Genomic DNA, 17,822 nt, shown 5'->3' with positions numbered 1-17,822 from the left:
TTGCCGGATAAGCACAGCGGCCATCCGGCAACCAGTTACTTCTGAATCAAATAGCGGATCGTTGGGCCATCCTGCTGAATATCCAGCACCGTATAGCCGTGATTACGCGCATCCAGTGGAATATTGTTGATTGACTGCGGGCAATCGCTCACCACTTCCAGAATTTCACCTTTCTTCAATTGCGGCATCGCTTCCAGCGTGGCGACAGCCGGGTATGGACACGGTTCGCCGACCATATCGAGGCGATAATCAGGCACGATATTTTTCATACAGACTCCTTGGCAGGCGTCAGTCCTGCGCGACGGAAGAAGCGTTTTTCCCAGCCGATAATGAGCATCAGCGCGGCAAACAACAGCAGATAGGTTACCAGCAGACCACCGAGCGGACCGAAGGTGTTGAGCAAATTCACTTTGTCCCAGTTGGTGGCAAGCGCGGGAGCAAAATCATCCCAGTAGTAGGCCAGAATGGTCGAGCCAATAACGTTGCCCAGACCAACCCACCAGTAATGCACCTGGCCTTCAACGGCGCGGTACATCCAGCCGGTTTCACATCCGCCCGCTAAAACGATGCCAAAGCCGAACAGCAAGCCGCCGATCACCGCATTTGGACCCGCCCACATGATTTTAGGCTCGACGCCCAGTTGCACGTAGCTAAAGATACCGATGGCGCTGACCGCCATCCCGAAGATGATCGCTTTTGCCATATGGGTGCGACCGGAAATCCACAGGTCGCGGAAGGCGGAGGTGAAGCAGATTTGCGCCCGTTCAATCAGCAGACCGAACCCAACGCCAAATAGCATCGCCAGACCGAGCTTGGGTTTATCCATCGCGGTGAGCAGCGCCCAGCCGATCATGCCGATAAACACCAGCATGCCAAGGCGGAAACGGCGACGGGCCTGATCCGGCTTTTGCGTCAACGGCGAAGCGGCGGAGACTTTCTGCATTTTGACCGGAATACGAAACATCGGCAGCAGGGTAAAGCGTGCGCCAAACCATGAGCCGATTGCCGTTGCCAGCGCGAAAAACCAGGCATGTAGCGAGAACTGTGGAATGCCGGTGAAGAATGCGGCCAGGTTGCAGCCCATCGCGAGCCGGGCGCCGAATCCGGCGATCATCCCGCCGACTATCGCCTGCATAATGCGCACCCGACTGCGCGGCATGCGTAACTTGACGTTGTTAGCCCACAGTGCGGCAGCAAAACAGCCACCGAACATACCGAGGATCATCATGCCGTCAATGCGGGTCAGGGGCGAGCCTTCGAGATGAATCAGCTTGTAGTATCCCCACTCTTCGGCGTGCACGCCAAACAGTTGCAGGATTTGCCCACCCCAACGGGTGAATTCACCGGTAACGGCCCAGAAGGTTCCCGTAATGCCGAAATAATAAGTGGAGAGAATACCCGCTGCGATGACCGCAGGGGCGGGGGCCCAAAATTTAATTAACCAGGCCTGTTTGAAGTGTTGCCATGACATGCGTTGCGCCTCTGAACTCAGAAGGTATGTAACAAGAAGTGTGGATACTACACCGTTCATAATTTTTGACTATGAGTAATAAGAGGTAATACCGTATGGATCAATCTTTCTCAATGCCGCTGAAAGGCTGGCGACATCAGGCCTTTAATGCCACAATCCCATTTTCTTCGCATGCAGGATGAATGATGAAAAAATTAGCAATCGTTGGTGTATTTCTGGCGCTAACCGGATGCGCCGAAGTAGAAAATTATAACGACGTGGTGAAAACGCCAGCGCCAGCCGGTCTGGAAGGATACTGGCAGTCAAAAGGTCCGCAACGTAGTCTGGTAAGCCCGGAAGCGATTGCCAGCCTGGTGATAACGAAAGAGGGCGATACGTTGGATTGCCGTCAGTGGCAGCGGGTGATCGCGCTGCCGGGCAAGCTAACGATGCTCTCTGGCGATCTCACCAACGTGACGGTGAAACGCGAGCTGTATGAGATTGAGCGTGACGGCAATACGCTGGAATATGACGGTATGACGCTGCAGCGGGTTGATCGCCCGACGCAGGAGTGCGCCGATGCGTTAAAGAAAACGCCGCTGGCCACACCGCTGCCATAAACCGTACGCCCCGGTAGCCTCTGGCCACCGGGGTTGAACTTTACAACACGTCCTCAATCACCCACACGCTGACGCTCCCGCCGTTACAGTAAAACGTTGCTTCACCGTTTTCATCGGTGACCACGCTTTCCTCGCGATTTCCCAGATAGTCACGCCAGGTTTTATTGCCGTAATTCGCGCCGAGATTGATGGTCTTTTCCCCGTCATCGCCGTTTGACAGTACCACCACACAGCCGGGATCGTCGTCCGTTCCGCTGCGGCTAAAAGCGATACAGTTAGGATGATCGAAAAAGAGTGTCTGTACCCCGTGTGCGAAGCGCTGGCGCGCGAGGATCAGTTCATCAAGCTGTTCAATGATCGGCATGTCGATAGGATAGGTTTCGCCATCGCCGCCGGTGTCTTCGTAATGCGCTCCGTAGAGGTCAGGGTAAAACACCGACGGTACGCCATTTTCACGCAGCAAGATCAGCGCATAGGCCAGCGGCTTAAACCACGGCTCGACGGGGGCTTCGAGTGCCTGTAAAGGTTGGGTGTCGTGATTGGCCACCAGCGTGACGGCATGAAACGGATCTGCTTCTACCAGGGTATCGGTGAAAATCTGGCTCATGTCATAATCGCGGCCCTGACGGGACGCTTCGTGAAACTTCATCTGTAGGGGGGCGTCGAACAGCATGGTTTTCCCCTCTACCTGGTTGATGTAGGTTTGTAGCTTATCGACTTCGTGGGACCAGTATTCCGCGACGATAAACAGCGGTTTTGGCGCGACTTCCTGCACGTGCTCAATCCACTCTTTATAAAACCAGGCCGGAATGTGCTTGACGGCATCCAAGCGAAAGCCGTCGCAATGGGTTTGATCCATCACCCAGCGCGCCCAGTATTTGATTTCCTCGGTGACGGCGTGATTACGAAAATCGATATTTTCTCCCATCAGATAATCAAAATTACCCAACTCATCATCAACCTGATCGTTCCAGCCTTCGCCGGTGTAATCGTTAACGATTTTGAAAATGCCGTCTTCGGTGGGATTCTCTATATGGTCAATGCCGCTGAAGCATTTGAAATCCCAAATGAATTGTGAGTACTGGCCTGCGCGGGCAGGGAAGGTGTAGCGCGTCCAGCCTTCGCATTCGATAATCTCATCGTCTATTTGCGTGCGATCCTCGGCGTTAACCCGTTGGACGCGGATCTTTTCTTTCTCATCCGCGCCCATTTTGTGGTTAACCACCACGTCCAGCAGTACGGCAATATCATTGTGTTTCAGCGCGTCAATCGCCGCCAGCAGCTGGTTTTTATCGCCGTATTTGGTGGCGACGGTTCCCTTTTGGTCGAATTCGCCCAGATCAAACAGATCGTAGGAATCATAGCCAACGGAATAGCCGCCGGACGCGCCTTTATAGGCGGGGGGCAGCCATACCATATTGATGCCGATATCATTGAGTCCGCCTGCGCGTTCGGCAAGTTCGGGCCACAGTTGACCGCCATCGGGGTAATACCAGTGGAAGTACTGCAATAACGTGGGATTTTTCATCTTCCGTGCTCCAGAAGTCGTTTGGCCGACCTCTGGAGTATGGAAGATAATTCAGACGAGACGGGAAATTATTGTGGGGCAGTGGGGGCGTCGGGGACTAACAGCATGCCGGAAAGACGGCCATAGGCGTTATTCAACGTCTTTTGGCGCGTCGACTGACCGATAAGATTGCTGAGTTCATCGAGGCGTTGCTGCAATAATGTTTTGAGCAGTTGCTCGTTATCCAGCGTCTGTTTAATGTACCCGGCGACTAAGTCCTGAATACTTCGCGTAATGCCCGGTGGAGTTTGCTCTTCCATGACCACTTCAATACTTTGCAGATAGGTAACTTCCTGTTCCAGTAAAAGGTCCCATTCACCGCGCTGCGCCAGTTCCAGCAACGAGTGACTGAGTAGCGCGATGCGCTGCCAACGGTTGATAAACTCCACGGCTGAGGTCATTAACGAGACTCCTGGGACGACGCGTTCGGTGAGATCTGTTTCCAGGCATCCGCAATGTTGCCGAGTAACCCTTCGACTTCTTCAATGGCTTGACAATCATTATTCAGATTAGCGTGCAGTAAACGGCGAACCATATAGTCATACAATGAAGAGAGATTGGTGGCGAGTTCTCCCCCTTTTTCGTGGTCCAGGCCGGCTTTCAGGCCATTATCAATAATATTGATGGCTTTACTTAACGCTTCACCTTTGGCGACGATATCACCCTGCTGCATAAACAGGCGAGCGCGCACCAGGGCGCTGTTCGCGCCATCAAACAACATTTCGATCAACTGATGTGGGTTGGCGCTCATTACGGCGCTTTCCACACTGATCTGTGCATAGGCTTTGGTACCGCTCGCGGTGTACATGCTTACCTCGTGTTATCAGGAATTACTCATCGCAGCAAATTGTTGACCCAAATACGTACTGGTGCTGTTCAGCTTACTCATCATGGAATCCAGTTGGGTAAACTGGGCTTTATAACGTGCCACGACTTCATCAATACTGTTGCTTACGGTCAGATACTGCTTAGTCAGCAGTTTCAGGTTGGCGTTAATATTGTCTTGCGCATTATCGATAATGCCGTCATCGGCCAGATAGCTTTTTACTTCGGTGGCAATCTTAGTGGTAATACCGGTCTCTTTGCCGTCGCCAACCAACAGTTCGCGAGTGGCAGCGGTATTATCTTTCAGAGCTTTAGCCAGCTTTTCTTCATCGATTTTTAGCTTGCCGGTACCACCGTCCTGCGTAATGCCGATCTCAGACATGGTTTTAAACGGGGATTCGCTGCCGCTGTTAGCAAATGGCGCGCGAATGCCGTTTTGAATGGTACGGAGAACGCTATCACCCAGTAACGCGCCGTTGTCTGCGCTGGCCGCTTCACCCGGTTCTACTTCTTTATATTTAGTCAGCGTGCCAAAGGTATCGACCAGTGAGTTATAGGCTTCCACCCAGGCTTTAATTGCCGTTGTGGCCTTTTCATCACTTTTTGTTACCGTGATTGAGGCATCTTTGACTTCTTTGGTCAGTTCGAGCGTGATGCCCTGCGGTGCGTCAGTTACGGTATTGCTTTGACGTACAATATCAATGCCGTTAACGGTCAGTTGCGCATTTTGCGCACCGACCAGTTGCTTCATTTTCCCGCTGCCCGCTTTGCTGTCATAGGACAGTAAATCGCTCAGTTTCGAATCATTCGAGACGGAGATGGTCATTTCGCTTTCAGTGCCGCTTTCCGCGGTTAACACCAACTGATAATCGTCATCCTTAACCTTCACCAGACTTGCCGAAATACCGCTGTCCGCATCGTTAATGGCGTCACGAATATCCTCCAGAGAGGTTTCGCCTTTGCCTAACTTGATTTCCAGGGGTTCTTTACGACCCGGTTGTGAAATCGTTATGGTGCGTTCATCAACACTGGTATCGCCCAGCTGTTCTTTGGTAGAGACAATTTTGGTCGTGGTTGATAGCGACTGTGCTTGCGCCAGTTTGGACACGCTGACGGTATATTTACCGGGAGCAGCACCGGCGGTCGTACTGACCTTTAAGTCTTCTGTGCTGCTGGTTGCCGTGGTGCTTTTAAACAGATCGGCATTGTTCAGTGCGGTATTCGCCGTTTGAAATTTTTCTAATGCACTTTTCAGCGTACCGTACGCGGTCAGACGCGAGGTGTTAGCACTTTGCTGCTGGGTAATGGGCGTTAAACGCTTTTTCTCAGCAGTGGTTAAGTTTGTCAGCAATGTGTCCAGTGGTAAGTTCGAGCCAACGCCCAGTGATGTAAATGAAGGCATGCCTAATTCCTTGTGATTGCAAACAGTAGTTAACCGCTATATCGGCAATCTGCGCGCAAAGTTTAATAATAGTTTTGCAAAAATAATGCGCGGAATAGTGGTAATTAAAGCGGGTATTTCCGGGGCTAAAAAAAAATGGGCGGAAAGTAAAAATTTTCTAAAGTTCGAATTTAAGGTGCCGATACATGGGTTACGGTCAGAAACCGTGGGCAACAGCCCAATAACATCAAGTTGTAATTGATAAGGAAAAGATCATGGCACAAGTCATCAATACAAACAGCCTGTCGCTGTTGACCCAGAATAACCTGAACAAATCTCAGTCTTCTCTGAGCTCCGCTATCGAGCGTCTGTCTTCCGGTCTGCGTATCAACAGCGCGAAAGACGATGCTGCAGGTCAGGCGATTGCAAACCGTTTCACCTCTAACATCAAAGGTCTGACTCAGGCGTCCCGTAACGCTAACGATGGTATCTCCATCGCGCAGACCACTGAAGGTTCTCTGTCTGAAATCAACAACAACCTGCAGCGTGTTCGTGAGCTGGCGGTTCAGTCTTCTACCGGTACCAACTCCCAGTCTGACCTCGACTCCATCCAGGCTGAAATCACTCAGCGTCTGAACGAAATCGACCGCGTATCCGGCCAGACCCAGTTCAACGGCGTGAAAGTGCTGGCGAAAGACAACACCCTGACTATCCAGGTCGGTGCGAACGATGGCGAAACCATCGATATCAACCTGAAAGAAATCAACTCCAAAACCCTGGGTCTGGATTCACTGAACGTACAGAAAAAATATGATGCTACTGACGTTGCAGCAGATCTTAACATGGGATACAAAGACTCTGGAACAGTGACTGCATTTGTTACCGCTGGTTTTGATGCTGATGCGAAAGGTAAGCTGGGTGGAGCAGTAACGGCAGCAGCCTTGGGAGATGTTAAATTTGATGCTGCTACAAATAAATACTATGGAGAAGTAACAGCAACTGGCGACACAACCAAGAGTGGTACATATGAAGTTACTGTTGCTGACGATGGCAAAGTAACTTTGACAGATACTAATAAGGACACCGCTCCTGCCGGGGCCAAAACTGTCACGACTCTGCAAGAAAAAGTAACGCCTGACCTTACTGCGGCAAAAGCTGCTCTCGAAAAAGGCGGGGTTTCTTCTACTGAAGCTGCTTCAGCAACTTTGGTTAAGGTGTCCTTCACTGATAAAAATGATAAAGCCATTGATGGCGGTTACGCGCTGAAAACTACAAGCGGTAAATATTATGCTGCATCAGTTGACGAATCTAACAAAGTATCCATTAAAGAAGTAGCATATACCGATGCAAATGGAAAGGCCGCAACTGCTGCAGTTCAACTCGGCGGTGTCAATGGTAAAACCGAAATTGCTAACATCGGTGGTAAAGACTATCTTGCAGAGAAAGTAAAAAATCACAATTTCAAAACTGAACCTAAAGTGAATGAAATTGCGACTGCTACTACCGAAAGCCCGCTGGCTAAAATCGACGCGGCGCTGGCGAAAGTTGCTGACCTGCGTTCAGACCTGGGTGCGGTACAGAACCGTTTCAACTCTACCATCACTAACCTGGGTAACACCGTCAACAACCTGTCTGAAGCCCGTAGCCGTATCGAAGATGCTGACTACGCGACCGAAGTGTCCAACATGTCTCGTGCAAACATTCTGCAACAGGCGGGTACTTCTGTTCTGGCGCAGGCCAACCAGACCACGCAGAACGTCCTGTCTCTGCTGCGTTAATTTACACTTATCGCGCAAACCCCGCTCCGGCGGGGTTTTTTACATTCCGCTTTACCCGTAACCCCCAAATAACCCCCCATTTCACCCACTATTCACCCGATTAAAACCCCTGCAGAAACGGATAATCATGCCGATAACTCATTTAACGCAGGGCTGTTTATCGTGAATTCACTGTATACCGCTGAAGGTGTAATGGATAAACACTCGCTGTGGCAGCGTTATGTACCGTTGGTGCGTCACGAAGCATTGCGCCTTCAGGTGCGTTTGCCGGCGAGCGTAGAACTGGATGACCTGCTACAAGCGGGCGGCATCGGGTTATTGAATGCCGTTGACCGATATGACGCTTTGCAAGGAACGGCATTTACCACTTACGCAGTGCAGCGTATTCGTGGAGCAATGCTGGACGAACTACGTAGCCGGGATTGGGTGCCGCGTAGCGTTCGGCGCAATGCTCGCGAAGTGGCACAGGCGATGGGACAACTGGAGCAGGAATTAGGGCGCAACGCGACGGAAACCGAAGTGGCGGCGCGTCTGGCTATTCCTGTGCAAGAGTATCGTCAGATGTTGCTCGATACCAATAACAGCCAACTCTTCTCTTATGACGAGTGGCGGGAAGAGCATGGCGATAGTATTGAGCTGGTGACGGAAGAACATCAGCAGGAAAACCCGTTACAACAGCTACTTGAGGGTAACCTCCGCCAGCGCGTGATGGACGCGATCGAGGCGTTGCCGGAGCGAGAAAAGCTGGTGTTAACGCTGTACTACCAGGAAGAGCTGAATCTGAAAGAGATTGGCGCGGTACTGGAAGTCGGGGAGTCACGGGTTAGCCAGTTGCACAGTCAGGCCATCAAACGTCTACGCACCAAGCTGGGTAAGCTATAGGGGTACATTATTACCCCTGAACAATGCCGCATTACGAATTGACTACCAGGAGTTCTCATGACGGTGCAGCAATCAAAAAGACGGCCTCTAAGCCGCTACCTCAAAGATTTCAAACACAGCCAGACGCATTGCGCCCATTGCTTTAAGTTGCTCGACAGGATCACGCTGGTTCGTCGCGGGCAAATTGTGAATAAAATCGCCATCGCCCGCCTGGACACTTTGTTGGATGAAGCCGAGTGGGAGCAGGAGAAAAAAGAGTGGGTGGCACTGTGCCGTTTTTGCGGTGATTTGCATTGCAAAGAGCAGAGCGACTTTTTCGATATTATCGGTTTTAAACAGTTTTTATTTGAGCAGACCGAAATGAGTCACGGCACGGTACGTGAATACGTTGTCCGTCTGCGTCGCCTCGGGAATCACCTGACCGAACAAAATATCTCTCACGATCTGCTGCAGGAAGGGTTCCTCGACGAAAACCTTGCCCCGTGGCTGCCGGAAACCAGCACCAACAATTACCGCATCGCCTTACGTAAGTATGAGCAGTTTAAAGCCCATACGCATATAGGGCATATGCAGAAATCCTCCTGGACAGCCAGTTCTGATATATATTAAAAACGAATAAGGTGTAACAGAGTCGTGTTTGTGGATCGCGACAAACGCTCTACACTATGCTCATAAATAGCAGTCACTAATGACAATATTCGGGGTAACTATGAAATTAGCACTTCTGGGACGTCAGGCTCTGATGGGTGTAATGGCTGTTGCACTTGTCGCCGGAATGAGCGTAAAGACTTATGCAGATGAAGGTCTGTTAAATAAAGTTAAAGAGCGCGGCACGCTGCTTGTGGGCCTGGAAGGGACCTATCCCCCGTTTAGTTTTCAGGGCGATGACGGAAAGCTGACCGGTTTCGAAGTGGAATTCGCTGAGGAACTGGCCAAGCACCTTGGGGTGAAAGCTAACCTGAAGCCGACCAAGTGGGACGGTATGCTGGCCTCTCTTGATTCCAAGCGCATTGATGTGGTCATCAACCAGGTGACCATCTCTGACGAACGTAAGAAAAAATACGATTTCTCTACCCCGTATACGGTTTCTGGTATTCAGGCGCTGGTGAAAAAAGGCAATGAAGGCGTTATTAAGACCGCTGCCGATCTGAAAGGTAAAAAAGTCGGCGTTGGTCTGGGCACCAACTATGAAGAGTGGCTGCGCCAGAACGTGCAGGGCGTGGATATTCGTACCTATGATGATGACCCGACCAAATACCAGGATCTGCGTGTAGGCCGTATCGACGCCATTCTGGTTGACCGTCTGGCGGCGCTGGATCTGGTCAAGAAAACCAAGGATACGCTGGCTGTGACCGGTGAAGCGTTCTCCCGTCAGGAGTCCGGCGTGGCGCTGCGCAAAGGCAATGAAGATCTGCTGAAAGCGGTGGATGCGGCCATTGCTGAAATGCAGAAAGACGGTACGCTGAAAGCCCTGTCTGAAAAATGGTTTGGAGCGGATGTGACGAAATAATCGTCATCCGCTGAAAAAAAGGCGCCTTTAACAGCGCCTTTTTTTATTTGATTGCGCCTGAACGTGCATAATAAAAAGAACATCACAACAACGAATACCGGAGGCTGTATGCCGCTGCATAACTTAACGCGCTTTCCACGTCTGGAATTTATTGGCGCGCCAACGCCGCTCGAATATCTTCCACGCTTCTCCGACCACCTTGGGCGCGATATTTTCATCAAACGCGATGACGTCACGCCGATGGCCATGGGTGGCAATAAGCTGCGTAAGCTGGAATTCCTGGCCGCAGACGCACTGCGTGAAGGCGCTGATACGCTGATAACCGCAGGTGCGATTCAGTCTAACCACGTTCGTCAGACTGCGGCGGTAGCGGCTAAGCTTGGCCTGCACTGCGTGGCGCTGTTGGAAAATCCGATTGGCACCACGGCGGAAAACTATCTCACCAATGGCAACCGTCTGCTGTTGGATCTGTTTAATACGGAGATCGAAATGTGTGACGCGCTAACCGATCCGAATGCGCAGTTGCAGGAGCTGGCGACGCGCATTGAAGCGCAAGGGTTCCGCCCGTATGTGATCCCTGTTGGGGGCTCTAATGCTCTGGGGGCGATGGGTTATGTGGAAAGCGCGCTGGAAATTGCCCAGCAGTGTGAAGGGGCCGTTTCGCTCTCTTCCGTGGTGGTCGCGTCGGGCAGTGCGGGAACGCATGCCGGGCTGGCGGTGGGGCTGGAGCAACTGATGCCAGACGTCGAGCTTATCGGCGTGACCGTTTCGCGCAGCGTCGTCGATCAAAAACCAAAAGTTGTCACGTTGCAGCAGGATATTGCCCGTGAACTGGAGCTGACGGCCTCAGCGGATATCCTGTTATGGGATGATTATTATGCGCCGGGCTACGGTACGCCAAACGAAGAGGGCATGGAGGCGGTAAAACTGCTGGCGCGCCTCGAAGGCATTTTGTTGGATCCGGTGTATACCGGTAAGGCGATGGCGGGTTTGATTGACGGCATCAGCCAGAAGCGCTTCAAAGATGAAGGGCCAATCCTCTTTATCCATACCGGTGGGGCGCCTGCACTGTTTGCCTACCATCCTCACGTGTAACAACCAGGTCGAAAAACGCTAATGCATGAAAGTATCCAACTGGTAATTGATTCCCTGCCGTATCTGCTCAAAGGCGCGGTTTTTACGCTGCAACTGAGTATCGGCGGGATGTTTTTTGGCCTCGTGCTGGGGTTTATCTTGGCGTTGATGCGTCTGTCGCCGCTGCTGCCTGTGCGCTGGCTGGCGCGTTTTTATATCTCTATCTTTCGCGGAACGCCGTTGATTGCCCAGCTGTTTATGATTTATTACGGTCTGCCGCAGTTTGGAATTGAGCTTGATCCCATCCCGGCGGCGATGATTGGCTTGTCGCTTAATACAGCCGCCTACGCTGCGGAAACCCTGCGTGCGGCAATCTCTTCCATCGACAAAGGACAGTGGGAGGCGGGTGCCAGTATTGGTATGACGCGCTGGCAGACCATGCGCCGGGCAATCCTGCCACAGGCTGCGCGCGTTGCGCTGCCGCCGCTGAGCAACAGCTTTATCAGTCTGGTGAAAGATACCTCTTTGGCCGCCACTATTCAGGTCCCGGAACTGTTCCGTCAGGCGCAGCTGATTACCTCGCGTACGCTGGAAGTCTTTACGATGTATCTGGCGGCCTCGTTGATTTACTGGGTGATGGCGACGGTGCTTTCTGCGCTGCAAAACTATTTTGAAGAACAACTGAACCGCCAGGAGAGAGAGCCGAAATGAGTGCTATCGAAGTCAGAAACCTGGTCAAAAAATTTCATGGGCAAACGGTGCTGCATGGGATCGATCTTGACGTCAAACCTGGTGAAGTAGTAGCGATTATCGGGCCGAGCGGATCGGGCAAAACCACGCTGCTGCGTAGCATTAATTTGCTGGAGCAACCGGAGGCGGGCACCATTAAAGTGGGTGAGATTACCATTGATACCGCGCGTTCGTTGACCCAGCAGAAAGGGCTGATTCGTCAGTTACGCCAGCACGTCGGTTTTGTGTTCCAGAACTTTAATTTGTTTCCCCATCGGACAGTGCTGGAAAACATTATTGAAGGGCCGGTGATAGTCAAAGGTGAACCAAAAGCCGAAGCGACAGCTCGTGCGCGTGAATTGCTGGCGAAAGTCGGGCTGGCAGGTAAAGAAACCAGCTATCCGCGGCGTTTATCGGGTGGACAGCAGCAGCGCGTAGCGATTGCCCGAGCGCTGGCGATGCGACCTGAGGTTATTCTTTTTGATGAACCGACCTCCGCGCTTGATCCTGAACTGGTTGGCGAGGTACTTAATACCATCCGCCAACTGGCGCAGGAAAAACGCACCATGGTAATTGTGACGCATGAAATGAGCTTTGCTCGCGATGTCGCCGATAGAGCGATATTTATGGATCAAGGACGGATAGTCGAGCAGGGACCAGCAAAATCCTTATTCACGCATCCGCAGCAGCCACGTACCCGTCAGTTTCTTGAAAAGTTTTTGATGCAATAAATAGTGTATATGACACTCGCCGGGATTGTTTCTGGCGAGTGCTCTTCGCATAACTATTTATAATTATTGCTTTATTATTAACATTTGATTCTGTTACTTACTTCCGCTGTTGAGTAATACTCAAGTAATTGTTCATTTGTCCGATAATTTGCATATATAAAATACATTTATGTGTTAGCTTGTTTCATATGTTTGGATGATTATCAATCTCAGGGGCATTACCACTTAGTATGCAGGATCTTGATTTCTTCACCTGGCGACGGAGCATGCTGTTACGCTTTCAGGAAATGGCGACGGCAGAGGATGTCTATACGGAATTACAACAACAGACGCAGCACTTAGAGTTTGATTTTTACGCGCTCTGTGTTCGTCATCCGGTACCTTTTACCCGACCTAAAACGTCACTTCATACGACCTATCCCAAAGCATGGGTGGCGCATTATCAGTCCGAAAATTATTTTGCCATTGATCCGGTGCTGAAACCTGAAAACTTCAGTCAGGGGCATTTACCTTGGAACGATACTCTGTTTCGCGATGCGCAACCTTTGTGGGACGCCGCGCGCAATCACGGTTTACGCAAAGGGATGACGCAATGCTTAATGTTGCCTAACCGGGCGTTGGGTTTTTTATCTGTATCGCGTGCAAGTATCCGTAACAGTCGCCTTGCGAGCGATGAAGTGGAGCTCAGGATGCAGCTTCTGGTACGGGAAAGTCTGTCTGTACTGACGCGACTGGAAGATGACATGGTTATGGCGCCAGAGATGCGCTTTAGCAAGCGGGAAAAGGAAATATTGAAATGGACGGCAGAAGGGAAGACCTCTTCAGAGATAGCCATCATTCTGTCGATTTCTGAAAATACCGTGAACTTCCACCAGAAGAATATGCAAAAGAAATTCAATGCGCCAAACAAAACGCAGATAGCCTGTTATGCCGCGGCAACCGGGCTTATCTGAGTAAATTATCGTTCTGAGTGTCAGACGCAAAACCGGCTGAGAGCATTGCTATCAGCCGGTTTCTTATTACTGGCGGTAAGCTTGTTTAATTTGCTTAACCGTGTTGGAAAATACCGCAGCCTGTGATTGATCTTCAATCAGCGCGAGCTGTTTTTCCATTTTAAGAATCACGCGGCCTGCATCGGCTTGCCCCATTGCCTGCAGCATCAGCGTTAACATGGCTTTCAGGCAGGTGACTTCATTGGCCAGTTCCTGGTTATTCTCAGCAGTGGAAAAGTCAGGCGTACTCATTTATTTTCCTCGTTATGTTTCAATGAAAAAGTGCGATGTCAAATCTTAAGGCGGCGGAGTATACCATAAGCGAGGCTAAAAATATCTGTGGTTGTTTTTTGCGCGGACCAATGTTGTGGACATTAAAATAAACAACATGTTGCAGTGCATATATTTTCTCCACATGTTGTTTATTTCGAGTATTTTCCTCGTTAATTATTGTTACAACTTTGACTGCCTGGTTTGCATTCAGCGAAGGAATATGATCTTTTTGTCACCATTATGAAACAGCTACACAGATATAACCGTGGCAAAAGGTTACCAGTACTGAAAGTTTCCACTCGTCGTACAATCTAATTTCCAAAAACGAGAGCAAAATCGAAAGTCGGGCGTTTTTTACATTTCAAAGTTGAGATAAAACCCGTTAACATAGGACCGATTAACTATCGGTAGCGTTATCCCTATTCTGGAGATATTCCTTTGATCAACGTTTTTCTTGTTGATGACCACGAACTGGTGCGCGCAGGGATACGACGCATTCTGGAAGATATAAAAGGCATAAAAGTTGTCGGCGAAGCGTGCTGCGGTGAAGATGCGGTAAAATGGTGCCGCTCAAATTCCGTTGACGTTGTGCTGATGGATATGAATATGCCCGGTATTGGCGGTCTGGAAGCAACCCGCAAAATTGCGCGTTCCACGGCAGACATTAAAGTGATCATGTTGACGGTACACACCGAAAACCCATTACCTGCAAAAGTTATGCAGGCAGGGGCCGCAGGGTATCTCAGCAAAGGCGCTGCCCCCCAGGAAGTAGTGAGTGCGATTCGTTCGGTTTTTTCCGGGCAACGGTATATTGCCTCCGATATCGCTCAGCAAATGGCGCTCAGCCAGATTGAGCCTGAGAAAACGGAAACCCCGTTTGCCAGTTTGTCTGAACGCGAGTTGCAGATTATGCTGATGATCACCAAAGGTCAGAAGGTTAATGAGATCTCAGAGCAACTGAATCTTAGTCCTAAAACGGTGAACAGCTATCGCTATCGAATGTTCAGTAAATTAAACATTCATGGCGATGTAGAGCTGACTCACCTGGCAATTCGCCATGGCCTGTGTAATGCGGAGACATTAGCAAGCCAGTGACAGATCAGTTTGATGCCAAAGCGTTCCTGAAAACCGTGACCAGCCAGCCCGGCGTCTATCGTATGTATGATACCGCCGGAACGGTTATCTATGTCGGGAAAGCGAAAGACCTGAAAAAAAGGCTTTCCAGCTACTTCCGTAGTAATCTTGCGTCACGCAAGACCGAAGCGCTGGTCGCGCAAATCCAGCAGATTGATGTCACGGTAACGCACACTGAAACCGAAGCGTTATTGCTTGAGCACAACTACATCAAGCTATATCAGCCGCGTTATAACGTATTGCTGCGTGATGATAAATCCTACCCCTTTATATTCCTTAGCGGCGATACCCACCCGCGTCTGGCGATGCATCGTGGGGCAAAGCATGCCAAAGGCGAGTACTTTGGACCGTTCCCTAACGGTTATGCGGTGCGTGAAACGCTGGCGCTGTTGCAGAAAATATTCCCTATCCGCCAATGCGAAAACAGCGTTTATCGCAACCGTTCTCGACCTTGTCTGCAATATCAGATTGGCCGCTGTCTCGGCCCGTGTGTCGCGGGTCTGGTGAGCGAGGAAGAGTATGCTCAGCAGGTCGAGTATGTTCGTCTGTTCCTGTCCGGAAAAGACGATCAGGTGTTAACACAGCTGATTACCCGCATGGAAAAGGCCAGCCAAAATCTCGAATTTGAAGAGGCTGCGCGAATTCGTGACCAAATCCAGGCCGTACGCCGCGTGACCGAAAAACAGTTTGTCTCTAACACCGGAGACGATCTGGACGTCATTGGCGTGGCGTTTGACGCCGGCATGGCCTGCGTGCACGTTCTGTTTATTCGCCAGGGTAAAGTGCTGGGCAGCCGCAGCTATTTCCCTAAAGTACCCGGTGGTACGGAACTCGGCGAGGTCGTCGAAACCTTTGTCGGGCAGTTTTATCTGCAGGGGAGCCAGATGCGTACCTTACCCGGGGAGATCCTGCTCGATTTCAATCTTAGCGATAAAACCCTGCTGGCAGACTCTCTGTCTGAACTGGCCGGACGGAAGATTAACGTGCAGACGAAACCGCGAGGGGATCGCGCGCGTTATCTGAAGCTGGCGCGGACCAACGCGGCAGTGGCGCTCACTACGAAACTTTCTCAGCAGTCGACGATTACGCAACGTCTGACGGCGCTGGCCTCCGTATTGAAGTTACCTGCGGTGAAGCGTATGGAGTGCTTCGACATTAGCCATACGATGGGGGAGCAGACAGTAGCCTCCTGTGTGGTTTTTGATGCCAATGGCCCGCTGCGTGCAGAATATCGGCGTTACAATATTACCGGCATTACGCCGGGTGATGATTATGCAGCGATGAATCAGGTCTTACGTCGGCGTTATGGTAAGGCGATTGAAGAAAGTAAGATTCCGGACGTCATATTGATCGATGGCGGTAAAGGTCAGTTAGGGCAGGCGAAAGCCGTTTTTGCTGAACTGGACGTTCCCTGGGACAAACAGCACCCACTTTTGCTGGGGGTGGCAAAAGGGGCCGATCGTAAAGCTGGTCTGGAAACACTGTTCTTTGAGCCGGAAGGTGAGGGCTTTAGTCTGCCGCCGGATTCGCCTGCATTGCACGTTATCCAGCATATCCGCGATGAATCTCACGATCATGCGATTAGCGGGCATCGTAAAAAGCGGGCGAAAGTGAAAAGTACCAGCACGCTTGAGACCATCGAAGGTGTCGGGCCAAAGCGTCGCCAGATGTTGTTGAAATATATGGGAGGTTTGCAAGGTCTTCGTAATGCAAGTATCGAAGAAATTGCAAAAGTGCCGGGTATTTCGCAAGCTCTGGCAGAAAAGATCTTCTACTCGTTGAAACATTAGGCCCTCTGTAGCAACATAGGGGTAATTTCACTGACAACAGATAGTTATCCGTCATATGCAATTTAATATCCCTACGTTGCTCACGCTGTTTCGCGTCATCCTGATCCCATTCTTTGTATTGGCTTTTTACCTGCCATTCACCTGGGCTCCCTTTGTTTGTGCGCTGATCTTCTGTATCGCAGCGGTCACTGACTGGTTTGACGGTTTTCTGGCACGCCGCTGGAACCAAAGCACGCGTTTTGGCGCCTTCCTCGATCCGGTCGCTGATAAGGTGCTGGTGGCTATCGCGATGGTCCTGGTGACCGAGCATTACCACAGCTGGTGGGTGACGCTTCCTGCCGCAACAATGATTGCGCGTGAAATTATCATCTCTGCACTACGTGAATGGATGGCCGAACTGGGTAAACGCAGCAGCGTAGCCGTATCCTGGATTGGTAAAGTGAAAACCACTTCGCAAATGGCTGCACTGGCCTGGCTGCTGTGGCGTCCAAATATCTGGGTTGAGTATGCTGGGATCGCACTTTTCTTCGTCGCCGCGATACTGACTTTGTGGTCAATGTTCCAGTATTTGAGCGCTGCACGTGGAGATTTGCTTGATCAGTGATCGTTTCGACGCAAATTTCAGCAAACGATCGTTAGTGGTGAAAAATATCGTTGACTCATTGCGTCAGGTAAGTAGAATGCAACGCATCGAACGGCAGCACTGATTGCCAGACGATAACAAAATCAAGTGATTAACAAAGTTACTTGGTGATGCGGGAATAGCTCAGTTGGTAGAGCACGACCTTGCCAAGGTCGGGGTCGCGAGTTCGAGTCTCGTTTCCCGCTCCAAATTAGAGACATCGGCAATAGCGGATGTCGGCTGAAAAGCCAGAAGATTTCGGCGCGTTAGCAAAGCGGTTATGTAGCGGATTGCAAATCCGTCTAGTCCGGTTCGACTCCGGAACGCGCCTCCAATTTCTTCCCGAGCCCGGATGGTGGAATCGGTAGACACAAGGGATTTAAAATCCCTCGGCGTTCGCGCTGTGTGGGTTCAAGTCCCACTCCGGGTACCATGGGAAAGAACAGAATAATCAAAGCAATAAG

Annotated in this window: 19 protein-coding genes and 3 tRNA genes; 15 read left to right on the top strand and 7 right to left on the bottom strand. The window is 50.8% G+C overall.

Going from position 1 to position 17,822, the window contains the following annotated elements; translation table 11 throughout:
* Positions 1–35 precede the first annotated feature (35 nt).
* Complete coding sequence (gene yedF / locus E6P06_RS17770) at positions 36–269, bottom strand: sulfurtransferase-like selenium metabolism protein YedF (protein WP_000790504.1); 234 nt, start codon at positions 267–269, stop codon at positions 36–38.
* On the bottom strand, positions 266–1,471 hold the full coding sequence (gene yedE / locus E6P06_RS17765) for a selenium metabolism membrane protein YedE/FdhT (RefSeq protein WP_003839093.1): 1,206 nt from the start codon (positions 1,469–1,471) through the stop codon (positions 266–268). The genes yedF and yedE overlap by 4 nt, the downstream gene beginning before the upstream one ends.
* Positions 1,472–1,656: 185 nt before the next feature.
* On the opposite strand from yedE, the gene yedD reads away from it, so the two are divergent.
* Positions 1,657–2,070, top strand: a complete 414-nt coding sequence (gene yedD / locus E6P06_RS17760) for a lipoprotein YedD (protein WP_139935912.1) — start codon at positions 1,657–1,659, stop codon at positions 2,068–2,070.
* Between the two features lie 40 nt (positions 2,071–2,110).
* Here the strand turns inward: yedD and amyA are convergent, their stop codons facing one another.
* The 4 genes from amyA to fliD form a co-directional block, all read right to left on the bottom strand.
* Positions 2,111–3,598, bottom strand: a complete 1,488-nt coding sequence (gene amyA / locus E6P06_RS17755; RefSeq protein ID WP_138828668.1) for an alpha-amylase — start codon at positions 3,596–3,598, stop codon at positions 2,111–2,113.
* Positions 3,599–3,666: 68 nt separating this feature from the next.
* Positions 3,667–4,038: a flagella biosynthesis regulatory protein FliT gene (fliT, locus tag E6P06_RS17750; RefSeq protein ID WP_003030458.1), complete on the bottom strand. Its 372-nt coding sequence runs from the start codon at positions 4,036–4,038 to the stop codon at positions 3,667–3,669.
* Positions 4,038–4,445 (bottom strand): flagellar export chaperone FliS, encoded by a 408-nt coding sequence (gene fliS / locus E6P06_RS17745; RefSeq protein ID WP_003834041.1) that lies wholly within the window; start codon positions 4,443–4,445, stop codon positions 4,038–4,040. Before fliS ends, fliT begins: the two co-directional genes overlap by 1 nt.
* A 15-nt stretch (positions 4,446–4,460) precedes the next feature.
* Positions 4,461–5,864, bottom strand: coding sequence for a flagellar filament capping protein FliD (gene fliD, locus E6P06_RS17740; protein ID WP_139935506.1), 1,404 nt, complete (start codon positions 5,862–5,864; stop codon positions 4,461–4,463).
* Between the two features lie 254 nt (positions 5,865–6,118).
* On the opposite strand from fliD, the gene E6P06_RS17735 reads away from it, so the two are divergent.
* The 8 genes from E6P06_RS17735 (at position 6,119) to sdiA (ending at position 13,500) form a co-directional block, all read left to right on the top strand.
* The gene (locus E6P06_RS17735; RefSeq protein ID WP_139935505.1) at positions 6,119–7,621 is read left to right on the top strand and encodes a FliC/FljB family flagellin; all 1,503 of its coding nucleotides are present in this window, start codon (positions 6,119–6,121) and stop codon (positions 7,619–7,621) included.
* A 162-nt stretch (positions 7,622–7,783) separates the two neighbouring features.
* A complete protein-coding gene (locus tag E6P06_RS17730) occupies positions 7,784–8,503 on the top strand; it encodes an RNA polymerase sigma factor FliA (RefSeq protein ID WP_003030465.1) in 720 nt (239 codons plus the stop codon).
* A 57-nt stretch (positions 8,504–8,560) separates the two neighbouring features.
* Positions 8,561–9,112 (top strand): flagella biosynthesis regulatory protein FliZ, encoded by a 552-nt coding sequence (fliZ, locus tag E6P06_RS17725; RefSeq protein ID WP_016150547.1) that lies wholly within the window; start codon positions 8,561–8,563, stop codon positions 9,110–9,112.
* A 100-nt stretch (positions 9,113–9,212) separates the two neighbouring features.
* The gene (tcyJ, locus tag E6P06_RS17720) at positions 9,213–10,013 is read left to right on the top strand and encodes a cystine ABC transporter substrate-binding protein (protein ID WP_003030469.1); all 801 of its coding nucleotides are present in this window, start codon (positions 9,213–9,215) and stop codon (positions 10,011–10,013) included.
* Between the two features lie 108 nt (positions 10,014–10,121).
* Positions 10,122–11,108 carry a D-cysteine desulfhydrase gene (gene dcyD, locus E6P06_RS17715; RefSeq protein WP_139935504.1) on the top strand — a complete coding sequence of 329 codons (987 nt, stop codon included), beginning with the start codon at positions 10,122–10,124 and terminating at the stop codon, positions 11,106–11,108.
* 21 nt (positions 11,109–11,129) lie between these two features.
* Positions 11,130–11,798 (top strand): cystine ABC transporter permease, encoded by a 669-nt coding sequence (tcyL, locus tag E6P06_RS17710; protein WP_003030474.1) that lies wholly within the window; start codon positions 11,130–11,132, stop codon positions 11,796–11,798.
* Positions 11,795–12,547, top strand: coding sequence for an L-cystine ABC transporter ATP-binding protein TcyN (tcyN, locus tag E6P06_RS17705; protein WP_003030477.1), 753 nt, complete (start codon positions 11,795–11,797; stop codon positions 12,545–12,547). Before tcyL ends, tcyN begins: the two co-directional genes overlap by 4 nt.
* Before the next feature lie 230 nt (positions 12,548–12,777).
* Complete coding sequence (gene sdiA / locus E6P06_RS17700) at positions 12,778–13,500, top strand: transcriptional regulator SdiA (protein WP_003030480.1); 723 nt, start codon at positions 12,778–12,780, stop codon at positions 13,498–13,500.
* 66 nt (positions 13,501–13,566) lie between these two features.
* Here sdiA and E6P06_RS17695 read toward each other — a convergent pair whose 3' ends face one another.
* Entirely contained in the window at positions 13,567–13,791 is a 225-nt protein-coding gene (locus E6P06_RS17695; protein WP_003030482.1) for a DUF2594 family protein, read from the bottom strand.
* 459 nt (positions 13,792–14,250) lie between these two features.
* Here E6P06_RS17695 and uvrY point away from each other — a divergent pair, with 459 nt between their 5' ends.
* From uvrY to E6P06_RS17665, 6 genes are all read left to right on the top strand, one after another.
* The gene (gene uvrY, locus E6P06_RS17690; protein ID WP_003030486.1) at positions 14,251–14,907 is read left to right on the top strand and encodes a UvrY/SirA/GacA family response regulator transcription factor; all 657 of its coding nucleotides are present in this window, start codon (positions 14,251–14,253) and stop codon (positions 14,905–14,907) included.
* Positions 14,904–16,736, top strand: a complete 1,833-nt coding sequence (gene uvrC, locus E6P06_RS17685) for an excinuclease ABC subunit UvrC (protein ID WP_003030488.1) — start codon at positions 14,904–14,906, stop codon at positions 16,734–16,736. Before uvrY ends, uvrC begins: the two co-directional genes overlap by 4 nt.
* A gap of 55 nt (positions 16,737–16,791) precedes the next feature.
* Positions 16,792–17,340, top strand: a complete 549-nt coding sequence (gene pgsA / locus E6P06_RS17680) for a CDP-diacylglycerol--glycerol-3-phosphate 3-phosphatidyltransferase (RefSeq protein WP_003030490.1) — start codon at positions 16,792–16,794, stop codon at positions 17,338–17,340.
* A 151-nt stretch (positions 17,341–17,491) separates the two neighbouring features.
* Positions 17,492–17,567: transfer RNA gene (locus E6P06_RS17675), tRNA-Gly, on the top strand.
* A 51-nt stretch (positions 17,568–17,618) separates the two neighbouring features.
* Positions 17,619–17,692 (top strand) — tRNA-Cys (locus tag E6P06_RS17670).
* Between the two features lie 12 nt (positions 17,693–17,704).
* Positions 17,705–17,791 (top strand) — tRNA-Leu (locus E6P06_RS17665).
* Positions 17,792–17,822: the final 31 nt, after the last annotated feature.

The organism is Citrobacter sp. CF971, from assembly GCF_006385635.1.
GTDB classification, from domain to species: domain Bacteria; phylum Pseudomonadota; class Gammaproteobacteria; order Enterobacterales; family Enterobacteriaceae; genus Citrobacter; species Citrobacter freundii.
Note: the sequence above shows the minus strand (reverse complement) of the source record. Positions and strands in the feature narration are given on the sequence as shown.